The sequence below is a fragment of the Paenarthrobacter sp. YJN-D genome (genome assembly GCF_015040335.1).
In the GTDB taxonomy this organism is placed as follows: Bacteria; Actinomycetota; Actinomycetes; order Actinomycetales; family Micrococcaceae; genus Arthrobacter; species Arthrobacter nicotinovorans.
Genome location: NZ_CP053549.1, coordinates 2,228,316 through 2,247,362 on the forward strand (window position 1 = coordinate 2,228,316; position 19,047 = coordinate 2,247,362).

The 19,047-nt window shown below is 63.6% G+C and carries 14 protein-coding genes and 1 tRNA gene; 12 read left to right on the forward strand and 3 right to left on the reverse strand.

Annotated features, from left to right (window positions below; translation table 11 throughout):
• Positions 1 to 10: 10 nt before the first annotated feature.
• Positions 11 to 1,099 (reverse strand): MoxR family ATPase, encoded by a 1,089-nt coding sequence (locus HMI60_RS10495; protein WP_193591164.1) that lies wholly within the window; start codon positions 1,097 to 1,099, stop codon positions 11 to 13.
• 163 nt (positions 1,100 to 1,262) lie between these two features.
• On the opposite strand from HMI60_RS10495, the gene HMI60_RS10500 reads away from it, so the two are divergent.
• The 5 genes from HMI60_RS10500 (at position 1,263) to HMI60_RS10520 (ending at position 7,383) form a co-directional block, all read left to right on the forward strand.
• Positions 1,263 to 2,159, forward strand: coding sequence for a TatD family hydrolase (locus HMI60_RS10500; protein ID WP_055974914.1), 897 nt, complete (start codon positions 1,263 to 1,265; stop codon positions 2,157 to 2,159).
• A 292-nt stretch (positions 2,160 to 2,451) separates the two neighbouring features.
• Complete coding sequence (locus HMI60_RS10505; RefSeq protein WP_193589608.1) at positions 2,452 to 3,615, forward strand: resuscitation-promoting factor; 1,164 nt, start codon at positions 2,452 to 2,454, stop codon at positions 3,613 to 3,615.
• 26 nt (positions 3,616 to 3,641) lie between these two features.
• Positions 3,642 to 4,523, forward strand: a complete 882-nt coding sequence (rsmA, locus tag HMI60_RS10510; protein WP_193589609.1) for a 16S rRNA (adenine(1518)-N(6)/adenine(1519)-N(6))-dimethyltransferase RsmA — start codon at positions 3,642 to 3,644, stop codon at positions 4,521 to 4,523.
• Positions 4,520 to 5,512, forward strand: a complete 993-nt coding sequence (locus HMI60_RS10515; RefSeq protein ID WP_018777338.1) for a 4-(cytidine 5'-diphospho)-2-C-methyl-D-erythritol kinase — start codon at positions 4,520 to 4,522, stop codon at positions 5,510 to 5,512. The genes rsmA and HMI60_RS10515 overlap by 4 nt, the downstream gene beginning before the upstream one ends.
• Before the next feature lie 38 nt (positions 5,513 to 5,550).
• Positions 5,551 to 7,383, forward strand: a complete 1,833-nt coding sequence (locus HMI60_RS10520) for an ABC-F family ATP-binding cassette domain-containing protein (protein ID WP_193589610.1) — start codon at positions 5,551 to 5,553, stop codon at positions 7,381 to 7,383.
• Between the two features lie 148 nt (positions 7,384 to 7,531).
• On the opposite strand, the gene HMI60_RS10525 is transcribed toward HMI60_RS10520, so the two are convergent.
• Together HMI60_RS10525 and HMI60_RS10530 are read right to left on the reverse strand one after the other, a co-directional pair.
• Complete coding sequence (locus HMI60_RS10525) at positions 7,532 to 7,933, reverse strand: VOC family protein (RefSeq protein WP_039240347.1); 402 nt, start codon at positions 7,931 to 7,933, stop codon at positions 7,532 to 7,534.
• Positions 7,934 to 8,121: 188 nt separating this feature from the next.
• On the reverse strand, positions 8,122 to 8,721 hold the full coding sequence (locus HMI60_RS10530; protein ID WP_026267111.1) for a TetR/AcrR family transcriptional regulator: 600 nt from the start codon (positions 8,719 to 8,721) through the stop codon (positions 8,122 to 8,124).
• Between the two features lie 276 nt (positions 8,722 to 8,997).
• Here HMI60_RS10530 and HMI60_RS10535 point away from each other — a divergent pair.
• The 7 genes from HMI60_RS10535 (at position 8,998) to HMI60_RS10565 (ending at position 18,845) form a co-directional block, all read left to right on the forward strand.
• Positions 8,998 to 9,069 (forward strand) — tRNA-Gln (locus tag HMI60_RS10535).
• A 123-nt stretch (positions 9,070 to 9,192) separates the two neighbouring features.
• Entirely contained in the window at positions 9,193 to 10,689 is a 1,497-nt protein-coding gene (glmU, locus tag HMI60_RS10540) for a bifunctional UDP-N-acetylglucosamine diphosphorylase/glucosamine-1-phosphate N-acetyltransferase GlmU (RefSeq protein WP_193589611.1), read from the forward strand.
• Complete coding sequence (locus HMI60_RS10545) at positions 10,686 to 11,666, forward strand: ribose-phosphate diphosphokinase (RefSeq protein WP_011774071.1); 981 nt, start codon at positions 10,686 to 10,688, stop codon at positions 11,664 to 11,666. Before glmU ends, HMI60_RS10545 begins: the two co-directional genes overlap by 4 nt.
• A 321-nt stretch (positions 11,667 to 11,987) precedes the next feature.
• Positions 11,988 to 12,563: a 50S ribosomal protein L25/general stress protein Ctc gene (locus HMI60_RS10550; protein WP_018777343.1), complete on the forward strand. Its 576-nt coding sequence runs from the start codon at positions 11,988 to 11,990 to the stop codon at positions 12,561 to 12,563.
• 123 nt (positions 12,564 to 12,686) lie between these two features.
• Positions 12,687 to 13,271: an aminoacyl-tRNA hydrolase gene (pth, locus tag HMI60_RS10555; protein ID WP_193589612.1), complete on the forward strand. Its 585-nt coding sequence runs from the start codon at positions 12,687 to 12,689 to the stop codon at positions 13,269 to 13,271.
• A 142-nt stretch (positions 13,272 to 13,413) separates the two neighbouring features.
• A complete protein-coding gene (locus HMI60_RS10560; protein ID WP_227453515.1) occupies positions 13,414 to 16,146 on the forward strand; it encodes a LuxR C-terminal-related transcriptional regulator in 2,733 nt (910 codons plus the stop codon).
• Positions 16,147 to 16,187: 41 nt separating this feature from the next.
• Positions 16,188 to 18,845, forward strand: a complete 2,658-nt coding sequence (locus tag HMI60_RS10565; RefSeq protein ID WP_193589613.1) for an AAA family ATPase — start codon at positions 16,188 to 16,190, stop codon at positions 18,843 to 18,845.
• Positions 18,846 to 19,047: the final 202 nt, after the last annotated feature.

The window sequence follows — 19,047 nt, forward strand, 5'->3', positions numbered from 1 at the left end:
CGGGTACCTCCTAAACGGCGTGGCGGTCCCTGCGCCACGCACCGGGCGGGTCCTGGGCCACCGGCAGCGACCCCAGGATTCCACGAAGGACGCTCTGCGGCGTATCACCGGAACTGGCCGCCTTGCGGTCCAGGATGATCCGGTGGGCGAGCACTGATTCAGCGACATCCACCACGTCATCCGGAAGGACGAAATCCCGGCCATCCAGAGCGGCTGTGGCCTTCGCCGTGCGCAGCAGCTGCAACAGGGACCGCGGACTGGCACCCAGGCGAAGGCGGGCACTGTCCCGGGTGGCCCTGCCGATTGCCACCGTATATTCCTTGATCGCAGTGGAGACATGGACCTGTTGGACTGTGGCGATCATTGCCGCGACGTCGCTGGCCGTGACCACCGGGGTCACTTTGGCCAGGGGAGAAGTGGCCTGGTGCGTTTCCAGCATCTCGATTTCTGCGTCCTTGTCCGGATACCCCATCGAGATTCTGGCCATGAACCTGTCGCGCTGGGCCTCGGGCAACGGATAGGTGCCCTCCATCTCGATCGGATTCTGGGTTGCCACCACCATGAACGGCAAACCCAGCTGGTACGAATGGCCGTCCACAGTGACTTGGTGCTCTTCCATGCATTCCAGCAGAGCAGACTGGGTTTTGGCCGATGCCCGGTTGATTTCGTCGCCGATCACGATGTTCGCGAACACCGCTCCGGGACGGAACTCGAACTGCCGTGACGACTGGTTGTAGATGGAAACGCCGGTCACATCCGAGGGCAACAGGTCCGGGGTGAACTGGATACGGGAGACGGTGCAGTCCACGGTGCGGGCCAGCGTCTTCGCCAGCAGGGTCTTTCCGACGCCGGGTACGTCCTCCAGCAGCAGATGGCCTTGGGCGAGCAGGACAGTGAGCGCGAGCTTGGCGGCATCGGCCTTGCCGTCGATGACTTTGTTAATGGATCCAAGGATGCGCTCGCTGGCATCATGGAACCTGTCCTGGTCCAGGACCTGGGGCCTGTGCCCGTTCAGTCCTGCGCCATCACGGGGCAGCGAACTGTAATCCTCGCCCTGAAGAGGCGAGGATTCAACGGTGGCTTGTCGCTTTGACTCCATGGAATGCCCTTCAGCCTTCGCCGCGGCACCGCCGGTGCTGGCCGCCTGTCCGTTCCAGACTACCCAGACTTTGGCCGTCCCTGACATAGTGCTCCCGGAATTTATGTGCCAACTGGAATTTATCCGGACTGCAGGAGGACCGCAGTCCGATTAAGGTGGGAGCATGTGCAATTCCCTTGCTCCTGCCCCTTACCGCGCGTCACCGGGCGCTGACGAAAAGCCGGACGCCCGCCGGGAATACCCGCCCGCGCCCGAACCCCTGCCCGTACCGGTGATGGACAACCACACACATCTGGACTTCCGGCACGGATTGATCGAGGTTTCGGTCCGGGATGCCATGGACTCCGCAGAGGCAGTTGGCGTGCAGGGAGCTGTGCAGGTTGGCTGCGACCTTGAGTCTTCGCGCTTCACTGTGCAGGCCGTGGACGCTGATCCGCGGCTGCTGGGGGCAGTGGCAATCCACCCCAACGATGCTCCCGTTTATGCGGGCCGCGGTGAATTGGATGCCGCGCTCGCGGAAATTGAGGAACTGGCAGCACATCCCCGTGTCCGGGCCATCGGCGAGACCGGTTTGGACTTTTTCCGCACCCACGGTGAGGGGCTGGCCCACCAGCGCTATTCCTTCCGTCGCCACATCGACATCGCCAAGCGACTGGGACTGACCTTGCAGATCCATGACCGCGACGCGCACGACGACGTGGTGCAGGTACTGCGGGAAGAAGGAGCGCCGGAACGCGTGGTGTTCCATTGCTTCTCGGGGGACGAGGGACTCGCACGGATCTGCAATGACAACGGTTGGTACATGTCCTTCGCCGGCACCATGACCTTCAAGAATGCCGGAAACCTGCGATCGGCGCTGGCCATCGCCGAGCCAAGCCGGATATTGGTTGAAACCGACTCGCCCTTCCTGACGCCCCACCCGCACCGCGGCCGTCCGAACGCGAGCTACATGGTCCCGTACACCGTCCGGTCCATGGCCGAGGTGACAGAAAGTGACTTGGCCGAACTCTGTTCGCGCTTGGCCGAAAATACCTTGGAAGCCTACGGTTCCTGGGCCTGAACCAGTAGTGATTTGCGCGCAGCGGCGTTCGGGGATGGATACCCGGTATGCAGAAGTCTTGGATCGTTTATAACAGATCGGTTACTGTGTTAAACAAGTAGCCGGGGTCGGGGAAGGCCTTCGGACAACTGGTCCAGTTGATTCCGGACCGTTCAGTTGAATGTTTTTTGGCGGCACAGATGCCGGCAGCAAGAGTGGGACCAGGCAGTTTTGCCTGGCCCCTCGGTTTTGCGGCTGGCATTATTTCTGTGCTTTTCCCCGTGCCCGGATGGTCTGAGAGTTATGGGCAATCGTGATCAAGTTCTTCACAACGGATGGCAAGTTCAGCTTCCTCAAAGTAGGTGCCCAGATGCTGGTAGTTGCAGCACTGGTGGTCGGTGTGGTCGCCTTCGTCGGCAACAACAAGACCGTCACCCTCAACGTTGACGGAAAGGTAAGCTCCATCCAGACCTTTGGCGGCACTGTTGACGAAGTAGTCAAGGCAGCCAAGGTCGAGCTGAAGGACGCAGACCGCGTTTCACCGGCCCTGGACGCGCGTGTCGATAACGGCTCCGTGGTGAACATCAACCTGGCCAAGGCGGTCTCCATTGAACTGGACGGCGCCCGCAAAACGGTCAACACCACCGCCTCCGACGTCGCCGGACTGGTCAGTGAACTTGGTGTAGCCAGCTCCTCGCAGGTTTCCCAGCCGAAGGAAGCTGCCCTGGAAGTTACGGGCTCCTTCGTCTCCATTTCCACCCCCAAGACCATCAGCGTGGTTGCCGACGGCAAGAGCACCAGCACCACCACCACAGCTGCTGACGTTGCCACCGTCCTCAAGGACGCCGGTGTCACGGTAGGCGCCAACGACCGCCTGTCCCAGCCCGGCAACGCCCCCGTCATCCAGGACATGGTCATCAAGGTTTCCCGCGTGGACACCAGCAAGACGGCCGAGGCCACTGAAGAAGTGCCGTTCGACAGCGTCAAGACCGAAAGCGCCGATCTCTTCAAGGGTGAAGAAAAAGTCACCCAGGAAGGCGTCGCCGGTTCCCTGGTCAAGACCTTCAAGCTGGTTCTCGTGGATGGACGCGAAGCGTCGCGAACCCTGGTCTCCAGCAACGTGTCCACCCCGCCGGTCGCAGAAAAGATCAGCGTAGGCACCAAGGCCCGCCCCGTGGCAGCACCCGCAGCCGCTGCTGCTGCAGCAGCCCCGGTATCAAGCGGTCCCACCGGTGCCCCGAACGAGGCCATGTGGGACAGGATCGCCCAGTGCGAGTCCGGTGGAAACTGGGCCATCAACACCGGTAACGGCTACTACGGTGGACTCCAGTTCTCCGGCCCCACCTGGCTTGCCAACGGTGGTGGCGCCTACGCTCCGACCGCAAACCTCGCCACCAAGGCCCAGCAGATCGAGATCGCCAACCGCCTGTACGCCAAGAACGGCCTCAGCGACTGGGGCTGCGCGCACGCAGCCTGACCCCGGACAGGCGATACGATACCTAGGTGACTGAACCGAATTCCGAACCCGCCGCCGTCGCGCCTTTGATGGGCGCAACCGACATCCGGCGGCTCGCCGAGGAAATCGGTGTACGCCCCACGAAAACACTGGGGCAGAACTTTGTGATCGATGGAAACACCATCCGCAGGATCGTGACAGCGGCCGCTATCGATGCCGACGAGACCGTACTGGAAGTGGGACCCGGACTGGGTTCCCTGACGCTCGGACTCCTGGATGCGGCCAAGAATGTCGTGGCCGTGGAGATCGACCCCGTCCTGGCAGGAAAACTGCCCGAGACGGTGCGGGAATGGCGCCCGGAGGCCCAGGACAACTTCCACCTGGTGCTCTCCGACGCCATGAAGGTCACGGAGCTGCCCGTCAACCCCACGGCATTGGTGGCCAACCTCCCGTACAACGTGGCCGTTCCCGTGGTCCTGCACCTCCTCCAGCATTTCCCCACCCTGCAACATGGCCTGGTCATGGTGCAGGACGAAGTGGCCGACCGCCTTGCTGCAAGCCCGGGCTCCAAGATCTACGGCGTTCCGTCGGTCAAGGCAGCCTGGTACGGGCACATGCGCAAGGCCGGCGTTATCGGGATGAACGTGTTTTGGCCCGCACCGAAAATCCACTCCGGACTGGTCGCCTTCACCCGGCACGAACCTCCCGTTACGCACGCCACCCGCGAGCAGGTCTTCGCCGTCATCGACGCTGCCTTCGCCCAGCGCAGGAAGACCCTGCGCGCCGCCTTGGCGGGGTGGGCCGGAAGCGCCGCAGAGGCTGAACGCTGCCTCGTGGCGGCCGGCGTCGACCCCACAGCACGCGGCGAAGTCCTGGATATCTCCGCCTATGTCAGGATTGCCGAAGCCCGCCACCCCGTGGGCGCATGAATCCGGGAACCAGCAGACCGGGCGGTCTCCCATTCGCGGGAGACCGCTTCCACGCCCGGACAGTCCGCGTCAAGGCACCCGGCAAGGTCAACGTCTCCCTAAGCGTTGGTCCGCTCAGGCCAGACGGCTACCACTCCGTGGCGAGCGTCTACCTTGCCGTATCCCTGTACGAAGAAGTTGCGGCCACCAGCACCGAAGGCCCTGGAATCACCGTCAGCATCAGTCCGGACAGCACGCTGGACCTGGACGGCGTGGATATTCCCCTGGACGAACGAAACCTCGCCTACAAGGCTGCAGCAATAATGGCCGAGGTCTCCGAAAAGCCCACGGGTGTGCACCTTGAGATCACCAAACGGGTCCCGGTCGCCGGCGGCATGGGCGGCGGTTCCGCGGACGCGGCGGCCACGCTCCTGGCCTGCGATGCGCTATGGAACAGCGGCCTTTCCCGCGAGGAACTCGCGCATCTGGCGGCTGAACTGGGCGCAGACGTGCCGTTTTCGCTCCTTGGCGGCACCGCCGTCGGGCTCGGCGTGGGCGACAAACTGTCGCCGGCTCTGGCCAAGGCCCAAATGGACTGGGTGCTCGTCTTCGCCGATTACGGGCTCTCCACCCCGGACGTGTTCCGTACCCTGGATGGCTTGCGTGACTCCGAAGGTGCGGACATTCCCGAGCCGGTTGCCGTGGATCCCACCATTTTGCAGGCCCTGCGCAACGGGGATCCCGAAACCCTGAGCCGCGTCCTCATCAACGATCTCCAGCGGGCTTCGATCACCCTTGCGCCGCAACTGCGCGACACCATCGGCTTGGGCGAAGCACGCGGCGCCCTGGCCGGCATGGTCTCCGGTTCCGGCCCTACCATCGCCTTGTTGGCCCGGGACTCCGTCTCCGCCAGCGTCCTCGCCGAGGAGCTGACCCACCGCGGGCACACCGCGGTGGCCGTCCACGGCCCCGTTCCCGGAGCCCGGATCATCTCCGATACCCTCCTTTAGTACCTCTCCGCATTCCCGGCAGTAGAAAGTAGTACCCATTGGCCCACCTGCTTGGCGGCGAAAACCTCACCGTTTCGTTCGCGACCCGCACTGTCCTTGACGGCGTCACCCTCGGTTTGGAGGATGGCGACCGGATCGGCATGGTGGGCCGCAATGGCGACGGCAAGTCCACGCTCATGCGGCTTCTGGCCCTGCGATCCACCCCGGATTCCGGCCGCGTCACCAAGCGCGGTGACGTCACTGTGGGCTACCTGGACCAGGGAGACGTGCTCGACGGCGACCTGACGGTAGGCGCTGCGATTGTCGGTGACCGCGCAGATCACGAATGGGCGGCCAACGCCAAGATCCGCGAAGTCATGGGCGGCCTGGTGGGGGACGTCGACTGGCACGCTAACGTCCATGCCCTCTCCGGTGGCCAGAAGCGCCGTGTGGCCCTGGCCAAGCTCCTCATTGAAGACCATGACGTCATCATGCTGGACGAACCCACCAACCACCTCGACGTCGAAGGGGTCGCCTGGCTTGCCCGGCACCTGAAGACACGGTGGCGCACCAACCAGGGCGCCTTCCTGGTGGTAACCCACGACCGTTGGTTCCTGGATGAAGTCTGCAACTACACCTGGGAAGTCCACGACGCCATGGTGGACATGTTCGACGGCGGTTACGCCGCCTACGTTCTGGCGCGCGCCGAGCGCGACCGCATGGCCGCCGTCGTCGAAGGTAAACGCCAGCAGCTCGTCAAAAAGGAACTTGCCTGGCTGCGCCGCGGTGCGCCCGCCCGGACGGCGAAACCGAAGTTCCGCATCGAAGCTGCCAACGACCTCATCGCCGACGTGCCGGACCCCCGCGACTCCGTGGCGCTCAGCAAGATGGCAACAGCCCGCTTGGGCAAGGACGTGCTGGACCTTGAAAACGTCACCCTGGACTTCGAGGGTGGCCAGAGCGGTCAAAAACTGTTTGACAACATCACCCTCCGGCTCGCGCCGGGCGAACGGCTCGGCCTGGTCGGTGTCAACGGAGCCGGCAAGTCCACACTCCTGAAACTGCTCAACGGCGAGATCCAGCCGACTTCCGGCAAGGTCAAACGCGGCAAAACCGTAGTGACGGCAGTGCTGACCCAGGACGTCAAAGAGCTCGATGACGTGTCGGACTTGCGTGTGATCGAAGTCATCGAACGCGAAAAGCGGTCATTCAGTGTTGGCGGCAAGGAGTTTACCGCCGGACAGTTGGTCGAGCAGTTGGGGTTCACGAAGGAGAAGCAGTGGACGCCCGTGAGCGACCTCTCCGGTGGCGAACGGCGGCGGCTCCAGTTGCTGCGCCTGCTGGTAGGGGAGCCCAACGTCCTCATGCTCGACGAACCCACCAACGACCTCGATACCGACACCCTTGCCGCCGTCGAAGATGTTCTTGATGGCTGGCCGGGCACCTTGGTGGTCGTCAGCCACGACCGCTACCTCCTGGAACGCGTCACCGACAACCAGATGGCATTGCTGGGTGACGGCAAACTCCGTGGTCTGCCCGGTGGGGTGGACCAGTACCTCGAACTGCGTGAAGCCGCCCTGGCGTCGGGCGCTGTTGGTGGGGGATCCGGTGCGCCGACTTCTGCCAGCGGGTCTTCTTCGCCCGCAGCCGCTCCGTCCGGTGCCAGTGAAGCCGAGAAGCGTGAAGCCCGCAAGGACCTCAACAGGATCGACCGGCAGCTCGGCAAGATCGCGCAGCAGGAAGAGAAACTCCACGCCCAGATGGCGGCGAAGTCCGAATCCGGTGACTTCGACGCCCTGGGAGAACTCAATACCAAGCTCCGTGAGTTGCTCGACGAAAAAGAGGGCCTGGAACTGGAGTGGCTCGAGGCCGCTGAGATCCTGGGCGAGTAGTCCGCGCCTTGGTGCGTCCGGCGGCAATCTCGTCGGCTGCGGGCGGCGGGGTCCGCCGTCGCTTGGCCACGACGCTCCCTCACATCCCTAGGGTTTGAGCGTGACGCTTGCTCACGTTCCTGGGGTTTGGGCGTGGCGCTTGCTCACATCACGGCGTGGGTTCGTAGCCAATCAGCCAGTGCAAACCATAACGGTCGATGACTTGACCATCGGAAGCTCCCCACGGTTTCTTGGCCAGGGGGTCCACGATGCGGCCGCCGTCGGCGAGCTTGTCGAACCACTCGTGGAGGATCCGAGGCTCCGCCGTGCCCAGCAGCGAGAGCATGGCGCCTTCGATCCGGACAGGCATTTGGTCCGCGGCTGCATCGGCTCCGTATAGGGCAACGACGCCGGTGAGGACTCCGTGGGCGACGGCGTCGGCGGGACCGTCGGTGCGCGAAAAGTCCTCATAGGAGTGAAGAGTAAGTTCTCCACCGAACACTCCTGCGTAGAAACCCAGAGCTTCGCGTGCTGTGCCGGGAAAGCTGAGATAGAGCTGGGGTGCTGTCATGCGCACATCCTACTCATGCCGCGGAGGGATAGGTTCAAGCCCGTGGGGTGTGAGGGAGGGATGGGTTGAAGGGCGTGGGGTGTGAGGGAGGGTTGGGGTGAAGCTTGAGGGATGTGAGGGAGCGTCTGGCTCAAGCTTGAGGGATGTGAGGGAGGGATGGGGTGAAGCCCGAGGGATGTGAGGGAGGGTCAGTCCTCGGAGCGCAGTCCGGGTTCCTTCTGGAGCCCCGTCAACCCGTTCCAGGCAAGGTTCACCAAGTGGGCTGCAACGGCGCGTTTATCGGGCTCGCGGCTGTCGAGCCACCACTGGCCGGTCATCGCTACCATTCCCACCAGCATCTGGGCGTACATTGCTCCGTCGGCTGCGCTGAAGCCGCGGCGGGCGAACTCGTCGGATAGCAGGTGCTCCACCCGTGCGGTGACATGCGATAGCAGAGTGGAGAAAGCTCCCTCGGGCTGCGACGGCGGGGCGTCGCGCATCAGGATCCGGAAGCCGTCCGTGCGGTCCTCGATGTAACCGAGGAGAGCCAAAGCGGCCCGCTCAACCAGCACGCGGGGCTTGGCTTCGGTGCTGAGGGCCTCGGTGATGGAGTCCAGGAGGATCCGGAACTCGGTCTCGACGACTTGCCGGTACAGCCCTTCCTTGGAGCCAAAATGTTCATAGATCACGGGCTTGGAAACACCGGCAGAAGCGGCAATTTCCTCGATGGTGGTGCCGTCCAGGCCCCGGCTGGCAAACAGCGCACGGCCGATGCCGATCAACTGCGACTTGCGCTGTTGGCCCGTCATCCTGACGCGCACTGGCTGGCCTTCGGACGCTTGGTCGAGCGGGGCAGGGGTGCCCACAGGCCGGGAAAGATCAGTGCGCTTGCTCACGTGACCATCATGCCCCAGATGGCCGGTGGTGCGGGTGAACGCACCGTGCAATGGTGCGTCGCGAAGCGTTTGCCGAGGGGTCAAGTCGCGAAGCATGCAAAGGTCATGGCAAACTAGTTTCTTGTGTGTGGAACCCGGTGAGCCGGGAGACCTTACGGGCCGCTGGTCCTAAGGATGAACCATGCACGGTCCGCTCTGGTGTAACGGCAGCACCCCGGCCTTTGGAGCCGTGGAGTATAGGTTCGAATCCTATGGGCGGAACGGTCGGAAAACGCGCTCCTTCTCTGTACCTGCGACGGCTCTAACGGTGCCTGGGTCCATTGTTGGATGGCAGCATTCCGAAGCCGGGTTACCCGGGACATACCGAGCAAGGAGAGCCAGTACGTGAGCCCCGAAACCAACGGTCCCGCAGCGGTGATCGTCTTGGCCGCAGGCGCCGGAACGCGCATGAAGTCGCGCACTCCCAAGATCCTCCACGAAATCGGCGGCCGGTCAATGGTTGGCCACGCCCTCCTCGCAGCCCGGGCCATTAACCCTTTGAAGCTCGCTCTGGTTGTCCGGCACGAGCGGGACCGGGTAGCCGAGCACGTCTCTGCACTGGACCCCGAGGCCCTCATTGTTGACCAGGACGAGGTTCCCGGCACAGGCCGTGCAGTGGAAGTCGCGCTGAACGCCCTGGATACCGAAGGCGAACTCACGGGCACCGTGGTGGTCACTTACGGCGATGTTCCCCTCCTGACCGGCGAGCTCCTGGCCGAACTGGTCACCACTCACGAGTCCGAAGCCAACGCCGTCACCGTTCTCACTGCAGTCCTGGATAACGCCACCGGTTACGGCCGCATTCTTCGCGCCGATGACGGCACCGTTACGGGCATCCGCGAACACAAGGACGCCAGCGATGCTGAGCGCAGCATCCGCGAGGTGAACTCCGGTATCTACGCCTTCGACGCTGCAGTGCTCCGGACTGCCTTGGCCAAGGTGACCACTGACAACGCCCAAGGCGAGATGTACCTGACCGATGTCCTCGGTTTGGCGCGCGACGCCGGCGGCCGGGTTGCCGCCGTCGTGACCGAAGACCGTTGGCAGGTGGAGGGTGCCAACGACCGCATCCAGCTTTCGGCGCTCGGCGCCGAGCACAACCGCCGCATCATCGAAGCCTGGATGCGCGCCGGAGTGACCGTGGTGGACCCCGATACCACGTGGATCGACTCCACTGTCACCCTCGACGAAGACGTCCGTTTGCTGCCCAACACGCAACTGCACGGTTCCACCACCGTGGCGCGCGACGCCGTCGTGGGTCCTGACACGACGCTCACCGATGTGAACGTGGGGGAGGGTGCCAAGGTGACCCGAACGCACGGTTCCGGTTCCACGATCGGCGCCAAGGCAAGCGTGGGACCTTTCACATACCTCCGCCCGGGCACCGTGCTGGGCGAGACCGGCAAGATCGGCGCGTTCTACGAAACCAAGAACGTGACCATCGGCCGCGGTTCCAAGCTTTCCCACCTGGGCTACGCAGGCGACGCCGAAATCGGTGAGGACACCAACATCGGGTGCGGCAACATCACCGCAAACTACGACGGCGAGAAGAAGCACCGCACGGTGATCGGCTCGGGCGTCCGCACCGGTTCCAACACCGTCTTCGTCGCCCCTGTCACCGTTGGTGACGGCGCCTACAGCGGTGCCGGGGCAGTCATCCGCAAGGACGTGCCGGCAGGCGCCCTGGCCGTCAGCCTGGCCGCCCAGCGCAACGCTGAAGGCTGGGTCATCGCGAACCGTCCCGGCAGCGGCTCCGCAAAGCTGGCCGAGGCCGCGCAAGAGAAGACCTCCTCCATTCCCTCACAATCCCCGGCAACCACAGAAGAAGGCAATCAGGCATGAGCGAAATTACCGCACACGGTGAGAAGAAACTGATTCTCGCCGCCGGAAGGGCGCATCCGGAGCTGGCGCAGGAAATCGCGAAGGAGCTGGAGACCGAGCTCCTGCCCATAGACGCCTACGACTTCGCCAACGGTGAAATCTATGTCCGTTCGGCCGAGAGCGTGCGAGGCACCGATGCCTTCGTCATCCAGGCGCACCCGGCACCGCTGAACAACTGGCTCATGGAGCAGTTGATCATGATCGATTCCCTCAAGCGCGCCTCTGCCAAGAGGATCACGGTTGTCTCGCCGTTCTACCCGTACTCCCGCCAGGACAAGAAGGGCCGCGGCCGCGAGCCGATCTCGGCCCGCCTCGTCGCGGACCTGTACAAGACGGCCGGCGCGGACCGCATCATGTCCGTGGACCTGCACACCTCGCAGATCCAGGGCTTCTTCGATGGCCCCGTTGACCACTTGATGGCCATCCCGCTGCTGGCTGACTACATCCGGACCAAGGTTGAAGCCGACAACATCACTGTGGTTTCCCCCGACACCGGACGTGTCCGCGTTGCCGAGCAGTGGGCCGAACGCCTGGGCGGCGCCCCGCTCGCGTTCGTTCACAAGAGCCGCGACCTCACGGTGCCCAACCAGGCTGTCTCCAAGACCGTTGTGGGCCAGGTCGAGGGCCGCACCTGTGTCCTGATCGACGACATGATCGACACTGGTGGAACCATCTCGGGCGCTGTCCAGGTGCTGAAGAATGCCGGCGCCAAGGATGTCATCATCGCCTGCACCCACGCCGTTTTCTCCGATCCCGCAGCGCAGCGGCTGGCCGACTCCGGCGCCCGCGAAGTTGTGGTCACCAACACCCTGCCCATCCCGGCTGAGAAGCGATTCCCGTCGCTCACGGTTCTGTCGATCGCACCCTTGATTGCACGCGCCATCCGTGAAGTGTTCGACGACGGTTCGGTCACCAGCCTGTTCGACGGCAAAGCTTAGGCCTGAAGCCAGCTGACTGAACGGGCCATCCGCCGCCTCCGGGCGAGTGGGTGGCCCGTTTTTTCATGCCCGTTTTCAGAAAGCGGACGTTCCGCTGCTAAACTCTTGGGGATACCTTGGCGAGGGAGAGCACATCCGGTCCGCAGTTCGTGGACCAGATTGCGGGTCTCCGTTATCGACTGGGTCTGCATCTCCTTCGACACAGGCAGAACGGCTGCTCCGCGGCCGGCTTCAGCCGGGCGTAGAAGGTCTCCAGACCTCCGCCCTTGCTGAAATACCAGCCCGGATCCTTCCGGGCGCCACAGTAATCAAGGAGTACACATGTCTGAGCAGAAGCTCACCGCAGAACTGCGCACCGAATTCGGCAAGGGTTTCGCCCGTCGTGCACGCATGGCCGGCCAGATCCCGGCTGTCATCTACGGCCACGGCGCAGAGCCGATCCACATCAACCTGCCGGGCCGCGCCACCACGCTGGCCGTGCGCGTTTCCAACGCCCTCCTCGCAATCGACGTCGACGGCGAGCAGCACCTGACGCTCGTGAAGGACATCCAGCGCGATCCCGTAAAGCAGATCATCGAGCACGTTGACCTCCAGACCGTGAAGGCCGGCGAGAAGGTTACCGTCGACATCGCCATCCACGTCTCCGGTGAAGTTGCTCCGGGTGCTGTTGCCAGCCTCGAAGCCACCACGGTTTCCCTCGAAGCCGAGGCAACCCACGTGCCCACCGCCGTCGAGGTCAACATCGAAGGCCGCAAGGCCGGCGAGAACATCCACGCTTCGGACCTCGAACTGCCGAAGGGTTCCACCCTCCTCACCGAAGGTGACACCCTGGTGGTCCGCGTTGCTGAAGAGGCAAGCACCGAAGAAGAAGAGACCACGGAAGCAGCTGCCGAGTAGTCTTTTGACCGCTTGAGGCTGACGCCGTTCAGTGGCCGGGTCCCTTTGGGTCCCGGCCACTTTCCTTTGCTCCAGCCCTCCGCATCTCCGCTCCTCCCAACTACGTTCCCTAGGATGAGACCCATGACTGACACCTGGCTGATCGTCGGCCTCGGCAACCCCGGCAGTGAGTACAGCCACAACCGGCACAATGTTGGCCAGATGGTGCTGGACGAACTGGCTTCCCGCATGGGTGGAAAGTTCAAGGTCCACAAGGCCCGCGCACAGGTAGTGGAGGGACGCCTGGGCATCGGCGGTCCCCGCGTGGTGCTGGCCAAACCGATGACTTACATGAACGTTTCCGGAGGTCCCGTGGCGGGGCTGTGCAAGTTTTTCGACATCGCTCCGGACCATGTGATTGCTGTCCATGATGAGATTGACATCCCTTTTAACACAGTCAAGTTAAAAATTGGCGGCGGCGAGGGAGGCCACAACGGCCTCCGGGACATTTCGAAGGCCCTGGCTACAAAGGACTATCTGCGTGTCCGTGTGGGCGTTGGAAGGCCTCCTGGACGGATGGATACGGCCGACTACGTGCTGCGGGATTTCGCCACCGCGGAGAAGAAAGAGCTGCCCTTCCTCCTCGACGAGTCAGCTGACGCTGTGGAGTTGCTTATCAGCCAGGGCCTGTTGGCGGCCCAGCAGAAGCACCACCCGGCCAAAGCTTGAGCAAATCTTGAGTAAAGCCTGATCAAAGACTGACGGTCCGGAGGACCTTAAGGCCTACAAACTGTCGGCGCCCGAAGGTAGTGTGCATGGTACGCAGATGAGCGGTGGGGGACTATCGCGAATGTGTTAGCTAAGGATGCGGATGTCGTCGGAGTTGCTAAACAGGAGCGGTGGAGGCGCAGCGAGGGCTGCGGCTCCCGATCTTGTGGGCGGACCCAGCGATCGCCAGACCTGGTCGCTTCTGGCCCGCAGCCACGACCTGTCCAAGGCCATCAAGTACCTTGAATCGCCCCTGACCTTCGGAGTGGTCCTCACCGGCGAACGGGGGATCGGCAAATCGGGGCTGGCCAGGGCAGTGGTGTCATCACTCGGCCCCAAGGTCCACAGCCTGCAGCTCCGCAATACCGTTGCAAACGGCCAAACCCCCTATGGATGCCTGGGTTTCCTGCTGGCCCGTTTGCCCTCGGAAGCCGTGGGTTCCCCGACAGGCATCCTGCACGCGGTCACCAACCTGATCAGGACCGAAGCCGCCGGACGTGAAACGGTCTTCATCGTTGACAACGCGGGCGGCATGGATCCGATGAGTACCGGCGTGCTGTTGAACCTCATGGCCACGGGCACGGCCAAAGTGGTGGCCACGGTGCAGCGGGCCAGCGATCTTCCGGCGGATTTCCACCGCATGGTCCTGGACGGTGAACTGGGCGAGGTTCACTTGAACACGCTCAGCGAAGAACAGGCAAAGCAGGTGCTTGGTTCGGTTTTGGGCCACTACGTATCAACAACCCTGGCGGGGTCGCTGCACGCGGCCGTGGGCGGCAACCCCATGCTGCTGCATGCGCTCCTGGAGGATCAGCGCCACAGGGGCAACCTGGTTCTCAACGACTCCGTGTGGACCCTCCGTGACCGGATCACACTGGAGGGAGCCACGGTGGTGGAGGACTTCGTCCGTTCCAGATTGGCGCGCGAACCGCAGGCCAGCAGGACGGTCGTCGAAGTCCTGGCTTGCGCGCAGCGCGCTACTCTGGTGGATCTTGCGGCCATCTTTGGGACACAGGTCCTGGTGGAGATGGAAGAATCCGGGCTGCTCACCGTCCAGAGGAATGGTGAACACTGGGTCTCCTTGCGGGATCCCTACGTGGGCGAGGTAGTGCGTAGCTGGCTGAGCACGCGCCGCACCAAGGAACTCAAGACGATGCTGTACGGCCCCAAAGAGCCGGAGCTCAGCGGACTGGCTCCACAGGACCTGTTGAGCTATGCCGCATGGATGCATGCCTGCGAGGACGAACCGCAGCCTTCACCGGCGTTGGCCCTTGCGGCAGGCCGCGCCGCGTTGAACGATTACGACCCCAACTTCGCCATCCAGTGCATCGCATCCCTGGACCCCAAGGACAGTGAATGGGTCCGTGGCCAGCGGCTCAAAGCCGCTGCCTACCTGATGCTGGACCTGCCGCTGCACGCTGCCCAGGCGTTGGATGAAATCTCCGAGTCCCACCTCGCCGGGCTGGACCCGTTGGAGTTCGCCGAGGTCACGGCAGCACAATGCCAGGCCATGACCTGTATTGACGGCCGGTCCGGGATGGTTCCGAGTGTCATCGCAGATGCCTTCGAAACGCTCGAGGCGAAGTCCGCCGATTATCCGGCAGAAGAACTGTCAAAGGCCCGTAACCGTCTGCAGCTGTGCAGCTACGAGTACAAGACATTCATGGGCGAGTACGCGGCCATGATCGAGGACCTGGAACGGGAACTGGCCAAGGACCCCTGCGAGGACCGTGAGCACTGGCTGAGGTCCTCGTTCTTCCTCATGGAAGCGCGGTGCATTCTGGGAAGGGAGCTGGAAGCACAGGAGCTCGCCCGACGTGTTTCACGGCATCTGGGGGACACGGACAGGCCCGCCCAACTGGAGGAGGCGTTCGCCAAACACGCTTTCCTGGTTCTCCTGCTGTCCGGCCAGTGGCGCAAATGCATCGAACTGATGCGGCGCACACCGTCAAGGCCGTCCCGCCTCCAGTACCGCGGAGCACTTACTGAGCTGGGCGTTGGTTTGGCGTTCGCCTACGCCGGCAAGCCCGCCAGCGCGATCGAACCGCTGCGTTCCGCTGTTGCCCAGCTCGAGCTCCGACCCGCCATGAACATGAACAAGGTGGCCTACGCTGCCACCGCGTTCGCTTACGCCCAACTGGGCAATTCCGCCGAAGCAGGCCGCTACCTGGATCTGTACAGGACCTGCCGGGGCGTGGGGATGTACTTCTCCGAGTCCGTGGCGGAGTTTTGCGCCGAGATGGCGGGCAGGTGGATGGGCGACTCCGACGTCAAGGAAAGGCTTCTTGCCAGGGTCCACGACGACATCGGGCAACAGCGGTACACGACGGCGGGCATCTGCCTTTTCGGCGCCACGGTGGAAGGCTCCGATGAGGAGTACAGGCTGCTTGAGGACATTGCCGGCCGCCGCCAAGGGCCGCTCGCGAAAATCTCCGGCGACCTTGCCCGTGGTTCGTTGAGCAAGAGCTCACGGTCCCTGTTGGCAGCCGCCGACGCCGCCGCCTCCTTGGATTTGCTGGTAGTCGAAGCACGGTGCGTGGCCATGGCATTGGACTTCGCCCGCGATGCCGGCGAGACGACAACAGCGCGGACGGCCCAGTTGAGGCTGGAACGCCTGGAGCATTCCGTCTCCGCTCTTCCCATCCAGCCAAGAAGCGACGCGCCGGTATTGACCGAGCGGGAACGCCAAATTGCTAAACTCGCCGGAAAGGGTGTCAGTAACCGCGAAATCGCGATGGATATTGGGGTGTCTGTGCGAACAGTAGAAGGCCATTTGTACCAGGTATTCACCAAGCTCGGTGTGTCGTCTCGGGGCGAGCTAAATGGGCTCCTGTGAGGTAGGGCGGGCAGTATCCGCAACTCCGGCACGGGCTGCACATGCTGGCTGAGCACCTTGTTGGCCGGGACTCCGAATTGGAGCTGGCCCTGGAGATATTGCGTCAGGAAGGTGCCGGGGCCGTTCTGGTCGTGGCAGATCCCGGCATCGGTAAAACCGCCCTTTCCGATGAGATAGCCGCCCGCCTGGCATCGGAAATGGTGGTGATGCGGGTCCATGGCAGCCCTGCGCTGTCCGCCGTTCCCTATGGTGTCCTGGCGCCCTATTTGCTGGACCTTCCCGTGGAGCAGGCCACATCGCCGGTGGCCATCCTCCGTGAATTCTGGTCGCAGTTCGAGAAGCGGCGTGGCGGCGAAGGTGCGCGCCTTCTGCTCATCGTTGACGACGCCCACGAGCTCGACGAAGGCAGCACGCAGATCCTGGCTGAACTGGTCACTGCAGGCTGGGCCCGGCTGGTTGCAACCAGCAGGCCCAGGCCTGGCCTTCCGGCGGCACTGCTCCAACTTTGGTACGACGGTTTGGCCGAGCGGTTGGAGCTTCATCCCCTGGACAAGGAAACAGCCACGGAACTTGTGGAGAAGACCTTGGGCGGGACGGTCATGGCAAGCGCGGTGGACGTGCTGCATGGATTGTCCGAGGGCAATCCGCTGCTGTTGCGCTGTCTCCTGGATGACACCAGGGCGGACGGGAACCTGGTGCGGCGAAACGGCGTCTGGCTCCTGACACGGGAACCCTCGGGCGGTGGCGAAAACCTGGCCGAGGTTGTCCGGAACAGGGTGCTGCGAACCAGTGAGGCCGAACGGGAGGCGATGTTCGTCATTGCCTTGTCCGAGCCCGTCCCTGCCGCTTTGCTGGACGCGGAGGTCGGCAGGGACACTGTTCGGGCTTTGATGGACAACAGGCTCGTGATCCCCACGAACGGCCCCGGCAGCCCATTGAAGATGTGGCATCCGATGTACAGCGAGGCCCTGCGCCAGATCGTTTCGCCTGCCCGCAGCCTCCAGATCCGCCAGCGGATGGTGCAGCATCTTGCGGTGGAACCGGCCACGGCTGAGGGGCTGCTCCGCATGGTGAGCTGGGCGCTTGACTGTGGTGCCGACGTCGCCGATGAACAGCTGCTGCAGGCAGCTTTCCTTGCGGCCAAACTCCTGCAGAATCCTTTGGCGGTTGCCGCCGCCAGCAGAGTCCGCTCAGAGGCGCTGCGGCCGCGGGCTCGCGCTGTGATGGCCATGGTCAGCTATAACGACGGCGATTACAGCAGTGCCGTGCGTCTGCTGGAGGAGGGAAACGGGTTCCTGGACGCCGATCCGCTGGGACCGACGGGCGCGGGCTTGTTGTGGGCTGCCGCCCGCTCGGCCAAAGGCGATTCGGCGTCCAGCATCGCAGCGGACGCCCGCAACGCCGCCAAATCCCTGACGGACGGGTCAGCGTCGTCGGACCCCATGGCCGCGCAGGTCAACAGGCATGCCTCGGCCCTGGAACTGGCCGCACTGGCCCACGAAGGCCGTTACGGTGAACTTCGCGAGGGGCTGGAGCTGTTTGCCAAAGGACTCCGGACCGACGAGCCCGACAGCGTGATGAACCGGATTTTCCTCCTGGCCATGAAATGCGAGCTCCTCACCGTTGAGGGCCAGCCCGAGCAAGCCTTCGACGCCGGACGCGAAGCCATGGTCCTCGTGGATGAACACAGCGACAACCTGCTGTACTTCGGCGACTTCGTCCTGGTCCGATACGCGTTGGCGGCCTTGGAATCGGGGGACTGGGGTGCAGCCGATGCTGCCCTGGACCGGTATGCGGCAAGCTCAGCCATGGGGCTCATCACCTTCGGCGGAGACATCCAGGCGCTCAAGGGGTTGGCCCTGCTGCGGCAAGGACGCACGGAGCAGGCCACGGAACTCCTGACCCCCGCAGTCGAAGCCCTCCGGGTGAAGGACCCGCAACTGCTCAGGAGCCTGGGGCACGCCCTGGCGTTCTACGCGGCCGGCAAAACCGGAAACACTGCGCTCGCACAGCGACTGGTAAGCGAACAGGTCCCTGGCAGGGGGAGCAACTACGTTGAGGCGCTTGCCGGGCTGTTCACGCTGGCCGGCCAAGAACTCCTCAGCAAAGGATCCGGACTTCCAAAACTGCGGGACCTGCCGGAGACCGGCCGTTTGCACACGTTGCCGGGCCTGCACCTGCAGAACCTCATCCTGAGGACTGAACTCGGGGACGTCGCTGCAGTGGAGTCCATCGAGGAGACCGCATCCCTGATGACGGGCGCCTGGGCGGCCGGATGGCAATCGCTCGCCGCAGCCCAATTGAAGGGTGGCGGCCAGGCCTTCGTGAACGCAGGAAACCTGCTGTCCGCGGCCGGGATGCCGGGGCCTGCTGCAGCAGCGTTCGACAAGGCGGCGGCAACCTTCGACGCCGAAGGCAAGCGTCCGGAAGCGCGGCAGGCCGCCGTCATGCGGGACGTCAACCAGGCCAGCCTGGGCGACTCCGTGGTCCATGACCCCAACACCGAGTCCGATCACGCCGTGCCCCTGACCCGGCGTGAGCAGGACATTGTGGCGCTGGCCGTATCAGGTCTCACGGATCGCCAGATCGCCGAGAAACTCATGGTCTCGGTTCGCACCGTGGAAGGCCACTTGTACCGCAGCTACGCGAAGCTGGGCATCCGTCGTCGTGAAGATCTTGGCGCTGCTGTCCGTCACTGACGCGGAGCCCGATCGAGTACCCGAAAACTCCCTTTAGCGCTCTGGCGCGGAATCCTGCCCTATTTAACTAATCAATGGAGTAATTCGCGGGTTTTTCGTGTCGGAACCAAGTAGTGCCCCTTCCCCGTACTGAGTACAACACAGTATCCAGCCCTGAAAAGCCCCCCAGTAATCGAGTACCGATTACTGGTGTTTGGCTTTT